15 protein-coding genes are annotated in these 14485 nt (G+C 37.8%); 6 read left to right on the forward strand and 9 right to left on the reverse strand.

Translation table 11 applies throughout. The annotated features are described in order from the left end of the window. Window positions 1-185 precede the first annotated feature (185 nt). Entirely contained in the window at window positions 186-866 is a 681-nt protein-coding gene (locus CWB72_RS03015) for a methyl-accepting chemotaxis protein (protein ID WP_252371482.1), read from the forward strand. 240 nt (window positions 867-1106) lie between these two features. Then, window positions 1107-2462 (forward strand): sensor histidine kinase, encoded by a 1356-nt coding sequence (locus tag CWB72_RS03020; RefSeq protein ID WP_138629153.1) that lies wholly within the window; start codon window positions 1107-1109, stop codon window positions 2460-2462. A gap of 100 nt (window positions 2463-2562) precedes the next feature. Here the strand turns inward: CWB72_RS03020 and CWB72_RS20835 are convergent, their stop codons facing one another. From CWB72_RS20835 to CWB72_RS03040, 4 genes are all read right to left on the reverse strand, one after another. After that, a complete protein-coding gene (locus CWB72_RS20835) occupies window positions 2563-2682 on the reverse strand; it encodes a DUF2798 domain-containing protein (protein ID WP_252371483.1) in 120 nt (39 codons plus the stop codon). Between the two features lie 335 nt (window positions 2683-3017). Next, entirely contained in the window at window positions 3018-3728 is a 711-nt protein-coding gene (locus CWB72_RS03030; protein ID WP_138629155.1) for a cytochrome c biogenesis CcdA family protein, read from the reverse strand. 2 nt (window positions 3729-3730) lie between these two features. Next, window positions 3731-4114: a thioredoxin family protein gene (locus CWB72_RS03035; RefSeq protein WP_138629157.1), complete on the reverse strand. Its 384-nt coding sequence runs from the start codon at window positions 4112-4114 to the stop codon at window positions 3731-3733. A 448-nt stretch (window positions 4115-4562) separates the two neighbouring features. Further along, complete coding sequence (locus tag CWB72_RS03040; protein ID WP_138629159.1) at window positions 4563-5396, reverse strand: DUF6279 family lipoprotein; 834 nt, start codon at window positions 5394-5396, stop codon at window positions 4563-4565. 242 nt (window positions 5397-5638) lie between these two features. On the opposite strand from CWB72_RS03040, the gene CWB72_RS03045 reads away from it, so the two are divergent. Further along, window positions 5639-6049, forward strand: coding sequence for a hypothetical protein (locus CWB72_RS03045; protein ID WP_138568198.1), 411 nt, complete (start codon window positions 5639-5641; stop codon window positions 6047-6049). A gap of 3 nt (window positions 6050-6052) precedes the next feature. Here CWB72_RS03045 and CWB72_RS03050 read toward each other — a convergent pair whose 3' ends face one another. Then, complete coding sequence (locus CWB72_RS03050; protein WP_138568199.1) at window positions 6053-6790, reverse strand: substrate-binding periplasmic protein; 738 nt, start codon at window positions 6788-6790, stop codon at window positions 6053-6055. Window positions 6791-6902: 112 nt separating this feature from the next. Here CWB72_RS03050 and CWB72_RS03055 point away from each other — a divergent pair, with 112 nt between their 5' ends. Next, on the forward strand, window positions 6903-9287 hold the full coding sequence (locus tag CWB72_RS03055; RefSeq protein WP_138629161.1) for a putative bifunctional diguanylate cyclase/phosphodiesterase: 2385 nt from the start codon (window positions 6903-6905) through the stop codon (window positions 9285-9287). 53 nt (window positions 9288-9340) lie between these two features. Here CWB72_RS03055 and cspE read toward each other — a convergent pair whose 3' ends face one another. Continuing rightward, window positions 9341-9547 (reverse strand): transcription antiterminator/RNA stability regulator CspE, encoded by a 207-nt coding sequence (cspE, locus tag CWB72_RS03060; RefSeq protein WP_058029451.1) that lies wholly within the window; start codon window positions 9545-9547, stop codon window positions 9341-9343. Between the two features lie 286 nt (window positions 9548-9833). Here cspE and CWB72_RS03065 point away from each other — a divergent pair, with 286 nt between their 5' ends. Then, a complete protein-coding gene (locus CWB72_RS03065; RefSeq protein ID WP_138629163.1) occupies window positions 9834-11990 on the forward strand; it encodes an exonuclease domain-containing protein in 2157 nt (718 codons plus the stop codon). A 65-nt stretch (window positions 11991-12055) separates the two neighbouring features. On the opposite strand, the gene CWB72_RS03070 is transcribed toward CWB72_RS03065, so the two are convergent. Continuing rightward, the gene (locus tag CWB72_RS03070) at window positions 12056-12436 is read right to left on the reverse strand and encodes a YybH family protein (RefSeq protein WP_138629165.1); all 381 of its coding nucleotides are present in this window, start codon (window positions 12434-12436) and stop codon (window positions 12056-12058) included. Window positions 12437-12544: 108 nt separating this feature from the next. Between CWB72_RS03070 and CWB72_RS03075 the strand changes: the two genes are divergently transcribed. Next, window positions 12545-13423, forward strand: coding sequence for a LysR family transcriptional regulator (locus CWB72_RS03075; RefSeq protein WP_138629166.1), 879 nt, complete (start codon window positions 12545-12547; stop codon window positions 13421-13423). A 1-nt stretch (window position 13424) separates the two neighbouring features. Here CWB72_RS03075 and CWB72_RS03080 read toward each other — a convergent pair whose 3' ends face one another. Both CWB72_RS03080 and CWB72_RS03085 read right to left on the reverse strand, forming a co-directional pair. Then, window positions 13425-13919 (reverse strand): phosphatase domain-containing protein, encoded by a 495-nt coding sequence (locus tag CWB72_RS03080; protein WP_138629168.1) that lies wholly within the window; start codon window positions 13917-13919, stop codon window positions 13425-13427. A gap of 18 nt (window positions 13920-13937) precedes the next feature. Next, window positions 13938-14288 carry a metalloregulator ArsR/SmtB family transcription factor gene (locus CWB72_RS03085; RefSeq protein WP_212747868.1) on the reverse strand — a complete coding sequence of 117 codons (351 nt, stop codon included), beginning with the start codon at window positions 14286-14288 and terminating at the stop codon, window positions 13938-13940. Window positions 14289-14485 lie beyond the last annotated feature (197 nt).

The raw sequence follows: 14485 nt of genomic DNA on the forward strand, positions 1-14485 counted from the left end.
CTTATACAGATCTGAGGTTAATTAGAAAGCCGATTGGCGGAGTGCCGGCAGAGATGGCTAAGATTGTACAAGCTGTTTCTTAAGGTGACTTAACTTACCAACTTAAAAATACAGGTAATGAGACTGGTATATACCCAGCGATGCACGAGATGGTTGATAAATTGAATACTATGATTGCGCAACTTATGCAGTCGACAGCCCAGGTCACAAGCACTTCAGAAGAACTGAATCAAATCACCACACAATCAAAAATAGGTGCAGAGCAACAAACAGATCAATTAACCCAAACTGCGACAGCAATGAATCAAATGGCTGCAACGGTTAATGAGATCACACAAAGTGCTCAAATGGCCGCTGATTCAGCTATGAGCGCTGATAATGATGCAATTTCAGGTAAAAACGTTGTTCAAGATACGCAACAAGCTATGACTGAGCTCGTTGAAACCATGCTCAATGTAAGCCAAACAATAGAAAACTTAGAAGCAGAAACTGAATCTGTTGGGTCAATATTAGATGTGATCAGGGGCATAGCAGATCAAACTAATTTGCTTGCGCTAAATGCCGCAATTGAGGCTGCAAGAGCTGGTGAGCAAGGTCGTGGTTTTGCTGATGAAGTGCGATCTTTAGCAAGTAGAACACAGCAAAATACAGAAGAAATTCAAATGATGATTTCTAAGTTACAAAGTGAAGCGAAGCGCTCATTTGATTCCATGCGTGCAAATATGCAAGGTGTTGAGCAAACTGCAGAAAAAACGGCACAGACAGAGCAAGTGTTAGAAATCATTTCCCATTCTGTAGGCACAATAAAAGACATGAGTGTGCAAATCGCCAGTGCGTCAGAAGAACAAAACGTGGTCAGTCAATAAATCAGCGATAGTGTTCAGAGTGTGAATGAAAAAGCGCATGAAACAATGGTTGGCGCAGATAAAGCGTCACATATCGCAGACAACTTATCTCAATTAGCAAGCGAGTTAGATAATATTGTGAAGCAGTTTAGGCTTCGCTAATTATTTTTAATCGTTTACTCACTCTGTCGTCATAAATTCATACTAAAAGGCAGTATCTAGGCTATGCTGTGATTAAAGGCTATCACCTAGGTACTGCTTATGATGTATGGCGTAGATAAAATAAATGCTTTCGCGTTAGCGATGTTGAATCAAGCTGAGTTAGATGACTTATTATGGTCTATCGCGCAAGGTGTTGGTGAAATTATGCAGTTTGAAGATTGTGTTATTTATCTGCGTAATGATGACATCCTTATACAAATGGCTGCATTTGGTATAAAAAAACCAAAAGATAGAGAAATTTTTGAACGCCTAGAGATACCTGTGGGAGAAGGAATTGTTGGAACCGTAGCGAAAACAGGTGAAGCTGAAATTGTTAACGATACAAGAATTGACTCGAGATATATTAACGATCAGTATCAAGGGTTATCAGAGCTCGCAGTTCCTGTGGTTTATGAAGGTGAAACGATTGCAGTGATCGACTCAGAATCTAACCGCCCCAATGATTATTCTGAATTTGAACAAGCGCTCTTACAAGTGATTGCGAATATTGCAGCGCCACGTATTGCATCAGCACGCTATCAATTGAAATTGAAGCAAACCCAACTGCGTCTGGAAAGAAGTAACCAAGAATTAAAACAAAGTTTAAATGAATTAGCCAAAAATCAATCTGCGTTGATCCAAGCTGAAAAAATGGCGTCTGTTGGCGTGCTATCCGCTGGTATTGCCCATGAAATTAATACACCATTGGGTTTTTCCATTAGCAACCTTAATACGGTTCTTGAAGACTTTATTCCAGAGCTCACACAAGTGATCCAGAGGGTAAAATTAGACCCTGATTTATCGGTTGCAAGCCGTGCTCTTTTATATGATGAAAAATTTAATTATGTATTAGATGATTTGTCTATTTTGACTCAGGAAACTTTGAATGGGCTCAAATCAGCAAAGCAAATTATGCTTGATTTAAAGCGATTCTCTCGTGATGACTCGGATATCTTTATTCTCTCAGATATTAATAAGGGAATAGAGTCTACCCTAAACATTCTTAGAAATGAGCTAAAAACAAACTGTGAAGTAGTACTCGACCTGCAACCGCTTCCTGAGGTATCAGTTAATATAGGTAAGTTGAATCAAGTCTTTATGAACTTGATCATGAATGCTAAGCAGGCAATATCGGAACAGGGAAGCATATCTATCAGTACTAAGTTTGTTGAAAATTGGGTCGAGATTAAAGTGCATGATACGGGGTGCGGTATTCCTCAGCCTCATCTCAAAGATATTTTCACGCCATTTTATACAACCAAGCCCGTAGGTGAGGGGACGGGCTTAGGGTTGGCAATTTGCTACCGAATTGTTTGTCAGGAGCATAATGGCAAATTAAGTGTGGAGTCAGATAGTCAAGGTACGGTGTTTACAATTCAGCTCCCAGTAAAAGCATCCATTGAAAAATTAGCTTAAATTAAAACTCCCTAAAGGTATGAAGTTATCAAAGTTTTGAACCTTGATAGGCTTTCTTGGAATCATTGATTATTAGTTACAACAATTTTTACGAGCTTATTTACAATGGGAGCGACAAGATTAATAGTTGGAAAGCCACTACAAACGCCCAGGCTTTTAACCAAATAAACAGAACATTTTCAATAAAACCTACATTAAATAGCGTAATCACAAAAGACATAATGCATCACATCAATAGTGCCATAAACAATGAGAAAACGAGTTTCTGATAATTAACCTGAACTATGGCTAATAAATTTATCTTCAACGGCCACTTTTAACGCTAACTACGTTGAATTCACTTGCAATAGGCTTGCTATTGACGCGCAAATTCGCCTTGTTATCCCTAAAAGTTTCCGGCTGAAGACTACAACAGTATGTTTCACCTAATAAAAATGTATTTGTAAACTTCTTAACCAAAGTTCAGGTTATCTAAATAGATCATAAATACGCTACCTTTGGCTACAGTAAAAGAAAGCCAAATTTGATTGGCTTTCTATGATTGCGAAGGATTATTTAAACACCAGTCACCCATGAAGGTAAATAATTAAGTGCGATTGTTTCAAGTGTTTTATCAAACCCTGTTATGACCATGATAGCCAAAATGAGTAACAGCATTCCTAACAGCTTTTTTAGTTTCTCAACATTACTGAACACGTTCGGTCGAAATTTTTGTAAAACGCTGGTCGAGATTATACTTGTAATAATTAATGCGCTCGCCGTACCTAAACCAAATAAAAATAGCACAGAGCTTGCCATCAGTAAGTCTTGACCTAGCGATGCTAGTGCAATGGCCGCGCCAAGTGTTGGCCCAACGCATGGCAACCACACTAGGCCAAGCATCATGCCAATCATAAATTGATTGAAAGCACCGTCTTGCTCGCCCTGTTGTGTTTGTTGTTCAGGTGTCAGTTTTGTTAATACCAATGATAGCCAATTCGCTACTTTAGGGATCAGCAAACTGAGACCCATTAGCACTAGCATGACAGCGCCAAGCCAACGTAAGACCTCTGGTGACAGACCAAGACTAAATAAAATAAATGTTAATACACCGCCAGCAAGCGCGAACGCGACACTCAAACCCAGTGCTAATGCAAATTGACCTTTTTTACCGCTATTTGAAGATGAAGCCATCACAATGGGAACAAGGGGCCATACGCATGGTGAGAGTATGCTTAACACACCAGCCATTAATGCTAATGGCAAAGAGACAAATTCAATACTCATCTTTAAAACTCATAGGCGTGATTTAGCTTTTCTTCGATCACATCAAAGCGTGTTTCAGCAACCGAATACCAAAATTGCTTGTCTCCTTTGTATAACAATAGTGTTGACTGTCTAGGGGCTCTAAATTTTTTCACCCACTGCTTATCGTTGTCATAATCAACAACAAGCACATGAAACGGTTTATCTGGGTTTTGCTCATGGTATTGTTGGAAAAGCTTTTGTTGCTTCTTACAAGTCGGACACCAAGGGGCATATACATCAATCATGATGACCGCATTTTGTGCTTGTAGTTCTGAAAACAATGCTTCACTAAATGGTTTTTTTTCGAACGCAGAGGCAGAAAAAGCCATAAAGAAGCTAATTATACTGGTGAAAATATACTTCATTTTGATCTCTCTAAAAGACTGATTAATTGCTCTAGTAGAGAGAGAAAGTCTGTTTTTTATTTCAAAAAAACATAAAAATAATTTTAAATTAGGGCGTGTTTATCTTTGAGGTATGAATTTTGTTCGAATCAAAGGCTTTTAATACGCGAAATGAGCGACGCAGCAAAGGTTGCCCCGCATAATGGGTTATGTAAGTGGCGAATGACAAAGTAGTGGAAGCCTTTGGTTGAACTCTTCGAGCAGCGCGAGTTGAAAATTTATTCGACGTTATCGGCTAACTAACATATAATAACTATGCGGGGCAACTCTTGCTACGCAGCCTCTGCGGGGCAACCCTGCCTTGCCTAAATATCCAACTCACTGCTGCAAAAGCACATAACAAAGGTCAACACGCCCTAGGTTTAGTTATAAAAATCAACAAACAATTTAAGACTGACTAAAAGGAAAGTTATTGTGATAACTCTGAAATATCATCAATTAAATCATCAATTTCGCTTAAAAGGTGTTGTTTTTGTTTTTCAGTTAAACTGAGGAAAACCCCATATAGAAAATCGTGATAGCTTTGACGGTTTTGCTCGTTCAGCTTATTTAGTTCATCGCTTCGAAATGTTTCGGGGTTTAGCAACAGGGATTTAAGTTTGCCCCGATCATTACCACCAGACACAATATTTAATAGTACGCTTTTGAGTGAAGTCTGATAACGTGCTCGGTAATTTGACCATAAATGAGATGATGGCGATTGAGCAAGATATAGTGATTTGACCATTTTGTTCTGTGAAGAGGTGATATCGCCTAACCAATTTTCTAGTGACTTTTCAGTGCGAGTGAACCAGCGTTTTTGACGCTTTTCATCACTAAGTTTTGCACGTTTCTTTTGCTTTTCTTTTTCTTTCTCTGCGAGTTCTACGAATAGTGTGTTTACCTGCTTTTCAGACAAGTTGGGCGCTAAAGAGACTAGGTCGGGTACAATTTCTGCACGTACAGAATGCCAATGAGCAATGACTTTATCGTTATGGTAAGCAATACGCGCTGGGGTGATGTTTCCTTGTTCGATATCTATTTTGATTTGTTTTAAGTGGGCGATATAAGCAGGCAACTCGCTGTTTTTATGCCAATCAAGCCAAGTTTTGAGGTGTTCATCAAGTAGGTCTTCTTGAGCATCATTTAATGATACATAATCATCAACATACCAATAAGCCAACCAATCTGCATTCTTATAAGCGAACTTAGTTGAGCAACCTGTTAACAGTATGAATAATAAGATCAAACAATGTTTTTTCATAAGTATTCCTTTCTGAGCTTACATAAATCTACGTTGTTAATTTTGTTTTCGATTACTAACAAGCTTGTTTTGCCATGACTGTATTAGTTAAGGTTTTACTAAACATACTTATTCATTATTTAATGCTCAGACTTTGAGCCGCGAAATTTGTTCACTGTTTTTGCTCATAAATTGATAAAATTCAACAATAGCACGATTAGATTGGTTATAATGCCGGCAGTTTTTGGGTTCTATTTCGTACTATGACAATAACTTCTAAACTTGGACATGGGCGTTTTTCAACAACGCTTTTAGAAAATAATATTATCAGTGCAAAGCTAATTGGCAGCTTCAATGAAAGGGGCTGTTTTAATTATACCGAATCGGTAAAACACATAGTTAATGCATTAAATGGTGAGCCTTTTGCAATGCTGATTGATGATCTAGAGCTTGAAGGTGGCACGCCTGAGGCGTATCAAACTTTGCAAGCTTACAATGTTTGGCTCAATACTCAGCCTATTATTGCTAAAGCATTTATCGTCAATGACAGAATGACGAAACATATCATACTGCAGCGTTCACCTGCTTTGCTCGAGCAAAAGATTGCTTTTTTCGAAACCCATGAGGAGGCTGAAGCTTGGCTCTCTCTGCAGCTATATCAAAAGTGCAGTTAAGTATTATTCTATTAAATAACCATACCTAGCATAAATCGATTTAATTCTTCCGGAGCTCTTTAACTGGCTCAAAGCTTGGTTCAGTATCGGGATTAAATGCGTGTGTTGTGGGTGCACCCTCATGGCTACAGGGTCTTCTGAAATTTCAAAAACTTTTTTAAAATCCCGATATCTTTCAGTATTAGCAATATAATATGCGGCAGTAGCCTCGCCGATTAAAATATATTTGAACCGATTTTTAAAAAGTTGCTCAATTAGCATTTTTTCAGATGTATTATCTACAGCAATTAATTTATTTTGCCCAAAGTACTCATCAAACACGCCATAGCTATACCCTCTGACTTTACCTATGACTTGTCCATATAATTCAGAGATATGTTCAATTTTTCGAGCTTGATTAGAGACAATGATTTCTTTGGAGGTAGCATAACTTATAGAGTATAACCCTTGAATATGTTCGTTCTTTCTCCATACTGGGCTAATGCCGGGCTCAATGTCGACTTTTCCTTGTTCAAAATATAGTTTTCCTCTTGCTACAGAGAGTGGTACGAACTCAAATTCTAGATTAGTTAGAGTACTTATTTCACGAAAGATATCGATGAAAATACCTTGCTGACTCTGTGCTTTTACAAAACTATATGGTGGGTTTGCTTGGTGATACAAAATAACAGAATAAGGCTCAGAGGGTGCAGCTTGCACGAACTTGAAGGCGAAAATAAGAAGTACAAGTAGTGCTTTCATAGGTGCTCTATATTAATACCTTTATACTATTGTAGTACCATAAATAAATTATTACAGGGAACTAAGTAATACTGGCTATACTTATCTGAGGTCTTGGTAATGAGCGAAAGATATGTCAGATAGCAGAAAAAAAGTTTTAGCTGGCATTTTTATGTTTATTGGCTTTTTAGCTTTGGCAGCAGCTTTTGCGAATACGGTCAGTAAAATCAATGAGGCTACTGACAACCTTTATCAACACCCTTTTATAGTGTCAAATAGTGTTCAAAAGATTAAAACCAATCTACTACAAAGCCAAGTGCTTTTTCATTCGATAGTTGAGTCAGATTTTTATAATGAAAACTTTTCTGTAAATCAGTTAAAGGTCAGAGTGCAAACTTTCAATGCACGAATAGAGGAGGACTTTTCTCAAGTAGAAAAGTATTATCTGGGTAACCCTAATAGTGTTAAATCCATACAACTCAATTTAGGAAAGCTCAATGAAAAATATAACAATTTCTATAATGCCATCGCAATAGAGCATAAAAAAGAGCCTTACGACTTACTTATTGCACAAATAGACCCTCTCATTTTAATGATGCTTGATGATTTAGAGCAGCTACAAGCGTTTGCTCAGAATAAAGCCATAGAGTTCAAAAATGCTGCTCACCAGGACTACTTCGAGTCAATTGTCATCTTAGTTTTTATTATTATTTATGTATGTTTACTCGTTGCATATATTTACTCTTTAAATATTTCTCATGTTAAAAGAGCGCTTAAGAGCCTTGAGCTTCATTACAAATGGCGTAAGAACATACTCAATGCTACACCCGATGCAATATTGATCATCTCTGAAAACGGAAAAATAATTGACTGTAATGAGCAAGCTACTCTGTTATTTGGATATACATCAGATGAACTAAAGCAGTTAGAAGTTGAAGCGCTCATTCCTCAAAATCTCAGAAGGGTTCATAAAGAGCATAGGAAAGTACATTTAAAGTCTTCATTTATAAGGCCTATGAGTAATCTAGATGGGTTAAAAGTTTTGTTAAGAACAGGAAAGGAATTAGATGTCGCAATCAGCTTAAATGAAACTGAAATTAATAATAAAAAGGTTTATATCTCTGCGATACGTGATATTACAAGAGAAGTAAAAATAAGAGATGAGATTGAGTACCAAACCAATTTTGATGTGTTAACTGGGCTTGCTAATCGAAATATGTGCGAGAAACGGTTTGAACAGTTAGTTTCAAAAGGTAACGATCAGAACAGTAAGCTAGATATCGCTTTGTTTTTCATTGATCTTGATGACTTTAAAAAGGTTAATGATACTTTAGGGCATGACACTGGAGATAAATTGCTTTGTCAAGTTGCAGAGAGGCTGAGTGGTACCGCAGAAAAGCATGGCCTTGTTGGTCGATTAGGAGGAGATGAGTTTATTCTCATTTTAGAGGTTGATAATGATGAAGATAGTGTTAAAAATTTAGCATTTGAAATAGTTAGCGATTTTAAGCGAACATTCTTCATAGATGCGAGTACTTTAAAAATCTCCTGCTCTATTGGTGTGGCCCTGTATCCATGTGATGGAAAGACATATTCTGAGATCCTCAGAAAAGCGGATGCGGCCATGTATCATGCTAAGTCGTTAGGCAAAAACCAGTTTACCTATTATTTTGATTCTCTAACGGTTGGATTATCAAAATACTTCAAAATAGAAGAAGCCTTTCTTACTGCAAATATAGAGCAAGAGTTTTATATGGTTTTTCAACCGCAAATTGACTTCAGTAATAATGAACTCATCGGCGCAGAGGCACTCATTCGTTGGGAAAAAAGAGCAAATGAATTGATACCACCTCAAGAGTTTATACCTGTAGCTGAAAATAATGGAAAAATCTTAGAGTTGGGTGAGTTTATTATTCGTGAGTCATTAAATTTTGCTTTGATGGCTATTAGTTTAACCCGTAATAAAAATTTTAAAATATCTATCAATGTATCCCCTAAGCAATTGATGGATCATTCTTTACTTGAAAAGCTTATTGAGCATATTGATGATAGAGGGCTATCAGCAAGTAATGTAGCGCTTGAGATTACAGAAGGTGTTTTACTTGATAGCTCTTCAAGTACGATTGAAATATTAGAAAAAATTGCTAATGCAAATATTATTCTTTCCATGGACGACTTTGGGACAGGTTACTCTTCACTAAGCTATTTGAGAAAGTTTCCGTTTAAGCACGTTAAATTAGATAAGTCTTTTATTGATGACTTGGCAGAGAGTGATAACGCCGAAGCTTTAATCCGATCTTCTATCATGATGGCCCATGCCCTTGATTTAAAAGTAGTCGCAGAAGGTGTAGAAACTAAAGAGCAGTCAGATATATTGGCGTCATTTGGCTGTGATTATGCTCAAGGTTATTATTACAGTAAACCATTGAAAAAAAATGAGTTTAAAACACTTATCCGTGATGCAAATAAAAATATATCCAAGATTGAAGATGCAATAAGTAAAAGGCAAAGAAATTAAGGCACAAAAAAAGCAGACAATGTCTGCTTTTTTTAGAGTATTTTAATTAAAAATTAAAGTACTACGATGTTCTCAGCTTGAGGACCTTTTTGACCTTGAGTTACAGTGAACTCAACTTTTTGGCCTTCAACTAGAGTTTTGAAACCGTCGCCAGAAATTGCGCTGAAGTGAGCAAATACGTCTGCGCCAGACTCTTGAGCGATGAAACCAAAACCTTTAGATTCGTTGAACCACTTAACTGTACCAGTTACTTTAGACATAATCATATCCTAAAAAAATATTGTAAAAATGTGCCCGAAGGCGGTATTGCTTGGAAAATAAAACTTGAACTTAAAGCTTCAGGACGAGTATTACGAGTAGTACAACGAAATGTAGATTTTAAATTTAGACTTTCTTTCTAGCTGATGCGCACTTTATAGGCAATGGTTGAGTAAGTCCAGTTATTTCTTAAAAATTTTTCTTGAGTGAACGGTAACTAGACAGTAACTGGACAGCTCAAAACATCTGAAATATGATAACTGTGTTGATATACAGTTGTTGTTTGTTATGAAAGCCCTACCTGAAAAGTATTACTTGTCACATTTCAATGAATTAATGAACTTCTTGCGCTCGACAAGTATGCATCTATTCACTGATAAACAACGGCAGCAATTAGAAAAGTTGTCTGTATTAAATGAATCAGCGCTGTGTTTGTTATTGCGTATCGTAAATAGAAAAAGTGAGTTTGTTTTTAAAGGGCACTTAAACTATGACGAAATAACAGATATTGATCGAGCTCTCGGTGAGTTGTTAGAGGCAGAATTAGTTAATTTTGCTATTGATAAAGCCCCTAATGAATTAATAAGAGAGTTAAAAAAGCAAGATCTTCAGCAAGTATGTATTAATTCAAACCTCGAAAATACGCCCGTTAAATCAGCTAAAAAACAAGCTTGGTTAGAGGCGGTCTTGCAGCAAGTGCAGCATATTAATGTGCAACAGTGCTCGGTGTTTAATCGTTATGTATATTCTGATTTTAAGCCGATTTTTGAGCTTTGCTTATTTGTTTATTTTGGCAAATTGGGTGGCACGCTTTCGCAGTTTTCCATGCGCGATCTGGGTGTTTTAAATGTACATGAAAGAGCGAGTACACAAATAAACGCCCATTTTGACGAGCAAGAAGAAGCACAAACGGCTTTTTATTTCTCTAAATTACTACAATCTTTAAAAACATTGGGTGATGATGAAAAACTGACATTGGCACAAACCTTTACAAGTTCTGATTTTCTCCAACCAACAGGTTTCCAAGCTGAATCTAAATATAACACGCTTACCTATAAACTCGCCGTGTTTTGTTTGCCTGAATATCCTGAACTTGCAACACAATTAATGACGCTAAGCGGTCATGTTAGCGCCCAAGAAAAGTTAGTTAGAACATTATATGCTCAGGGTGACGTAGAAGCTTGTAGGCAAAAGCTTGACGATATTATTGAACACTCAGCAGACGAAGGCTTATTAATCTTCGCCGAAGATTTCTCAAGAAGAAAGTTTGGTGCTGAGCGCACTTCAATTTTAACAAATATGCTCACAAGTGCAGGGGAGGCTATCCCATTAGATGAAGCATTTGTTGGCTCGCCAGAGCAGGGGCTGATAGATAATTTTGCCCGCCAAGGGATCACCGCGATTCATTGCGAGAATGCTATTTGGCGTGCACTATTTTGTTTAACATTTTGGCCCGAACTTTATGAACACGAACTCAGTGGTTTAGGTAATGAATTTTCTCGACTACCTAAACCCATAAAAGAAAATATTTTTTACGACATATTTGAAGCAAATATTGAAAAGCGTTTAGCTAGTTTTACGAGTAATCATGACTTATACACTTGGTTGCTAAAACAAACTACAGCCCATTATGGCAAGCCTAACGGCTTTATTGCTTGGTATGAGAGTCTGTTTGATGAGCTTTCATTATTAATAAAGCATGCACCCATTGAGGCGCTTTGTGCGCACCTTCGAGCCATGGCAAAAGATTACAAAGGATTAAAAGACGGCTACCCAGATCTTATTTGTGTTAAAGGCGCCGAGTTTTTTTGTGTCGAAGTCAAAGCGCTGGGTGACAGTTTAAGGCGCAATCAACTGGTGACCATGAACCAGTTATTAAAAGCAGGCTTTGATGTCTCGATTAAAAAAGTCGAATGGCAAATTGATCCCGCCCAGCCTTATGTAATCATCGACGTAGAAACCACAGGGGGTAAAAAAGAATATGAGCGCATTACCGAAGTCGCTATGGTTAAAGTCATTGGTGAAGAGACTGTAGAGCATTGGAGCTCATTAGTTAATCCGAATAAACACATACCTAAATACATTACTGAATTAACAGGTATTGATAATCAAATGGTTCGCGATGCGCCTGAGTTTGTTGATATTGCTGAACATATAGAATCATTTACAAAGGGATGTATTTTTGTTGCCCATAACGTGAATTTTGATATGGGGTTTATTCGCGCTGAGTTTGCACGATGCGGCATGTATTATAAGCGCGCCAAGCTATGTACTGTGTCATTAGGCCGTAAATTCATTCCGGGGCACAAATCATATTCCTTAGGCAATATTTGTAGAGATTTAAATATCAGCCTTGTAGGTCACCACCGCGCATTAAATGATGCAATGGCTACCGCTGAGTTGTTTATTAAGATTAATAAAGCTCGAATAACTGAACAACTTTGAATGTTCTTGCATTTGCAGTGTCAGCTAGATGCCAAGTCTCATCTAGCTGAGTATATTTTGTATTTTTAGACTAAACGTTCGCCCAGAACTTCGAATTCGTCTTCAATAAGGCGCGCTTTACCATCTTCTTCAATACGCCAAAGTTCTCGATGAACGACACCAAATGCTTTATTCATGGTCCATTTTGAAGTCAAAATGAAGCTTGTATCATCAAATTTTCTCCATTCTACATCAGTGTATTCAACCTCTTTGAAGCCCTGGTCAATAATGCCTTGCCAGAATGACTCTATCGTATGTCTGCCTTCAAAGGAGCCAAATGGGCGCGCTTGCATAACAGCATTATCATTATATTGCTCAGCACAGCCTTTGGCGTCTTGGTTGTTGAAGGCTTTTTGCCATGTTGCGATACCTTCTTTGCATGCTTCTAGTACTTGTTGTTCGGTCATTTCTAGTCTCTCTTTTACATCAATATTTGTGAGGCTAGATTAACGAACTGAAAAGTTTTGAAAAACAGATATAATAGAAGTAACTGTTTTGCTTTACAGAACAATAAAATGAAACGTTTAAAACAAATGATGATTTTTGCCGCGATAGTTGAAGCAGGATCTATCTCTGCAGCGGGTGAGCAGCTATCGCTCTCAAAGTCAGTGATCAGCCAAAACTTAAAAGACCTTGAGCATGCGCTTGGGGTTATTTTGTTAAAGCGTACAACGCGAAAGTTGTCTCTCACAGATGCGGGAAATCGGTTTTATTTGCAATGCAAAGAGATAAACCTGATTGCCAGTAATGCGTGGGAACAGGCTCAAACTTTTCTAAATGAACCTAAAGGGCGAGTAAGGATCACAGCGCCAAACGCTTTGATGGAAACTTTAGTGACGCCAGTGATTGCTGAGCTGATCAAGCGCTACCCAGACCTAAAACCTGAATTGATAAGCGCCGATGAGCAGTTAGATTTCATGGAACATGATATTGATTTGGCCATTAGAGTCGGCCGTTCTTCAGATAGCAGTTTAACCCAAAAGCGTATTGGTTCATTCAAAGATATACTTTGTGGTATGCCAGAGTTTGCTGGTCAGCAACTAGGGTCGTTATCCTATATTGCCAATGTGTGGCAAGGTAAAAAGGTATCGCACACCTTTGTGAAAGAGAATAAAGAAGTGCAGCAATTTTCTACAGAGGCACAATGTATAACGAACTCGTTTTACTCATGTATATCATTGCTTAAAGCGGGTGCGGGCATTGGAGTTGTGCCTGATTTTTATTTTTCTCAATTTGCCGATGAGCTGGTGGCTGTAAATTCTGAATTAATACTGCCTAGTAATCCTGTTTTCGCAATGCATCCTTATGGCAAAAATCAACCATTGAATGTCAGAGTGTGTATTGAAGCGATAACAGAGCAACTAACAAAATTAGTTGCTCAAAGTACCCATTAATTTAAGCTTGGTAAAGTTCATAGAATGATACTTGATCAGGCTTACTCAGCGCCTTAGGGCGCATTGCTTGTACTTTTTCTTTTGCTTCAGCTTTGCTGTAGCCCAGCTCAACGAGCAATATGGCAATCATTAAGCCTGTGCGACCAGAGCCGCCTTTACAATGTACTGCGACAGTTGCCGGTGTATTCAGTAAAGTCAGCAGCGCTGATTTTTGCTTTTGCCAAGCATCAAAAAATTGTTCATCAGGCCCTTTATTATCAGAAATAGGTAATTGAAACCAAGTGATGTCTTGGTTAGCACAGACTTCACCGAGCGTTGAGGCACTATTTTCAGCAAGCTCTTCATCAGACATCAGCGTCACAATGGCATTGGCACCAGCCGCTTTCAATTGCGATACAGAGTCGACTAAGTTCGCGTCTTTTATTCCTGGGCAAGGCGTGAACAAAAATCTAATGTCGTTTTTTACGGTTAATTTATCAAATGGATGTAAAGACATAATCTTTCCTATCTAGAGTTATGGGCAACAAGCTGAAATACGGGCTGGTCTGTCACCCATTTTATTTAAGCGCGCCAAATCATTTTCTAAAAACTCAGGGTTATTTTCTATGGTGCTGCTCAGCACAGTTTTAGCCCACTCAGGAAGTTCGCTATTTATGCTATAAAAGACCCATTGACCTTGACGCTTGTCAGTAAGTAATCCGCACTTTCTTAGCTGAGCTAAGTGACGCGATATTTTGGGCTGGCTTTCTTCAAGTGCTGCCATTAATTCACATACACACAGCTCTTGCTCTTTCTCTATGAGCAGCAAGCTTTTCAAGCGAGTTTCATCTGCAAGACATTTATAAAATTGTACAGGTTCCATCATGTTTCCAAGTATTCAAGCCGATTGATATGAGTCTCAATCAATATATGGAAAATCATATGTTTTAGCTTTTAGTTGATCAAGTATTTATAAAATTATGTGTTAAAAATAAGGTAACTAAAATTATTGGTGCCAATTTAGCACTAATGTTTTTAATAATTTCGTATTTTTTTGCACAGGTATTCTCCGTACGATCACAT

The sequence above is a fragment of the Pseudoalteromonas phenolica genome (assembly GCF_005886345.1).
In the GTDB taxonomy this organism is placed as follows: domain Bacteria; phylum Pseudomonadota; class Gammaproteobacteria; order Enterobacterales; family Alteromonadaceae; genus Pseudoalteromonas; species Pseudoalteromonas phenolica_A.

Excerpts from the sequence above, each read along its gene's own strand:
- CWB72_RS03015 (WP_252371482.1), top strand. The coding sequence starts at position 186 with ATGCAGTCGACAGCCCAGGTCACAAGCACTTCAGAAGAACTGAATCAA.
- CWB72_RS03020 (WP_138629153.1), top strand. The coding sequence starts at position 1,107 with ATGATGTATGGCGTAGATAAAATAAATGCTTTCGCGTTAGCGATGTTG.
- CWB72_RS20835 (WP_252371483.1), bottom strand. The coding sequence starts at position 2,682 with ATGTCTTTTGTGATTACGCTATTTAATGTAGGTTTTATTGAAAATGTT.
- CWB72_RS03030 (WP_138629155.1), bottom strand. The coding sequence starts at position 3,728 with ATGAGTATTGAATTTGTCTCTTTGCCATTAGCATTAATGGCTGGTGTG.
- CWB72_RS03035 (WP_138629157.1), bottom strand. The coding sequence starts at position 4,114 with ATGAAGTATATTTTCACCAGTATAATTAGCTTCTTTATGGCTTTTTCT.
- CWB72_RS03040 (WP_138629159.1), bottom strand. The coding sequence starts at position 5,396 with ATGAAAAAACATTGTTTGATCTTATTATTCATACTGTTAACAGGTTGC.
- CWB72_RS03045 (WP_138568198.1), top strand. The coding sequence starts at position 5,639 with ATGACAATAACTTCTAAACTTGGACATGGGCGTTTTTCAACAACGCTT.
- CWB72_RS03050 (WP_138568199.1), bottom strand. The coding sequence starts at position 6,790 with ATGAAAGCACTACTTGTACTTCTTATTTTCGCCTTCAAGTTCGTGCAA.
- CWB72_RS03055 (WP_138629161.1), top strand. The coding sequence starts at position 6,903 with ATGTCAGATAGCAGAAAAAAAGTTTTAGCTGGCATTTTTATGTTTATT.
- cspE (WP_058029451.1), bottom strand. The coding sequence starts at position 9,547 with ATGTCTAAAGTAACTGGTACAGTTAAGTGGTTCAACGAATCTAAAGGT.
- CWB72_RS03065 (WP_138629163.1), top strand. The coding sequence starts at position 9,834 with ATGAAAGCCCTACCTGAAAAGTATTACTTGTCACATTTCAATGAATTA.
- CWB72_RS03070 (WP_138629165.1), bottom strand. The coding sequence starts at position 12,436 with ATGACCGAACAACAAGTACTAGAAGCATGCAAAGAAGGTATCGCAACA.
- CWB72_RS03075 (WP_138629166.1), top strand. The coding sequence starts at position 12,545 with ATGAAACGTTTAAAACAAATGATGATTTTTGCCGCGATAGTTGAAGCA.
- CWB72_RS03080 (WP_138629168.1), bottom strand. The coding sequence starts at position 13,919 with ATGTCTTTACATCCATTTGATAAATTAACCGTAAAAAACGACATTAGA.
- CWB72_RS03085 (WP_212747868.1), bottom strand. The coding sequence starts at position 14,288 with ATGATGGAACCTGTACAATTTTATAAATGTCTTGCAGATGAAACTCGC.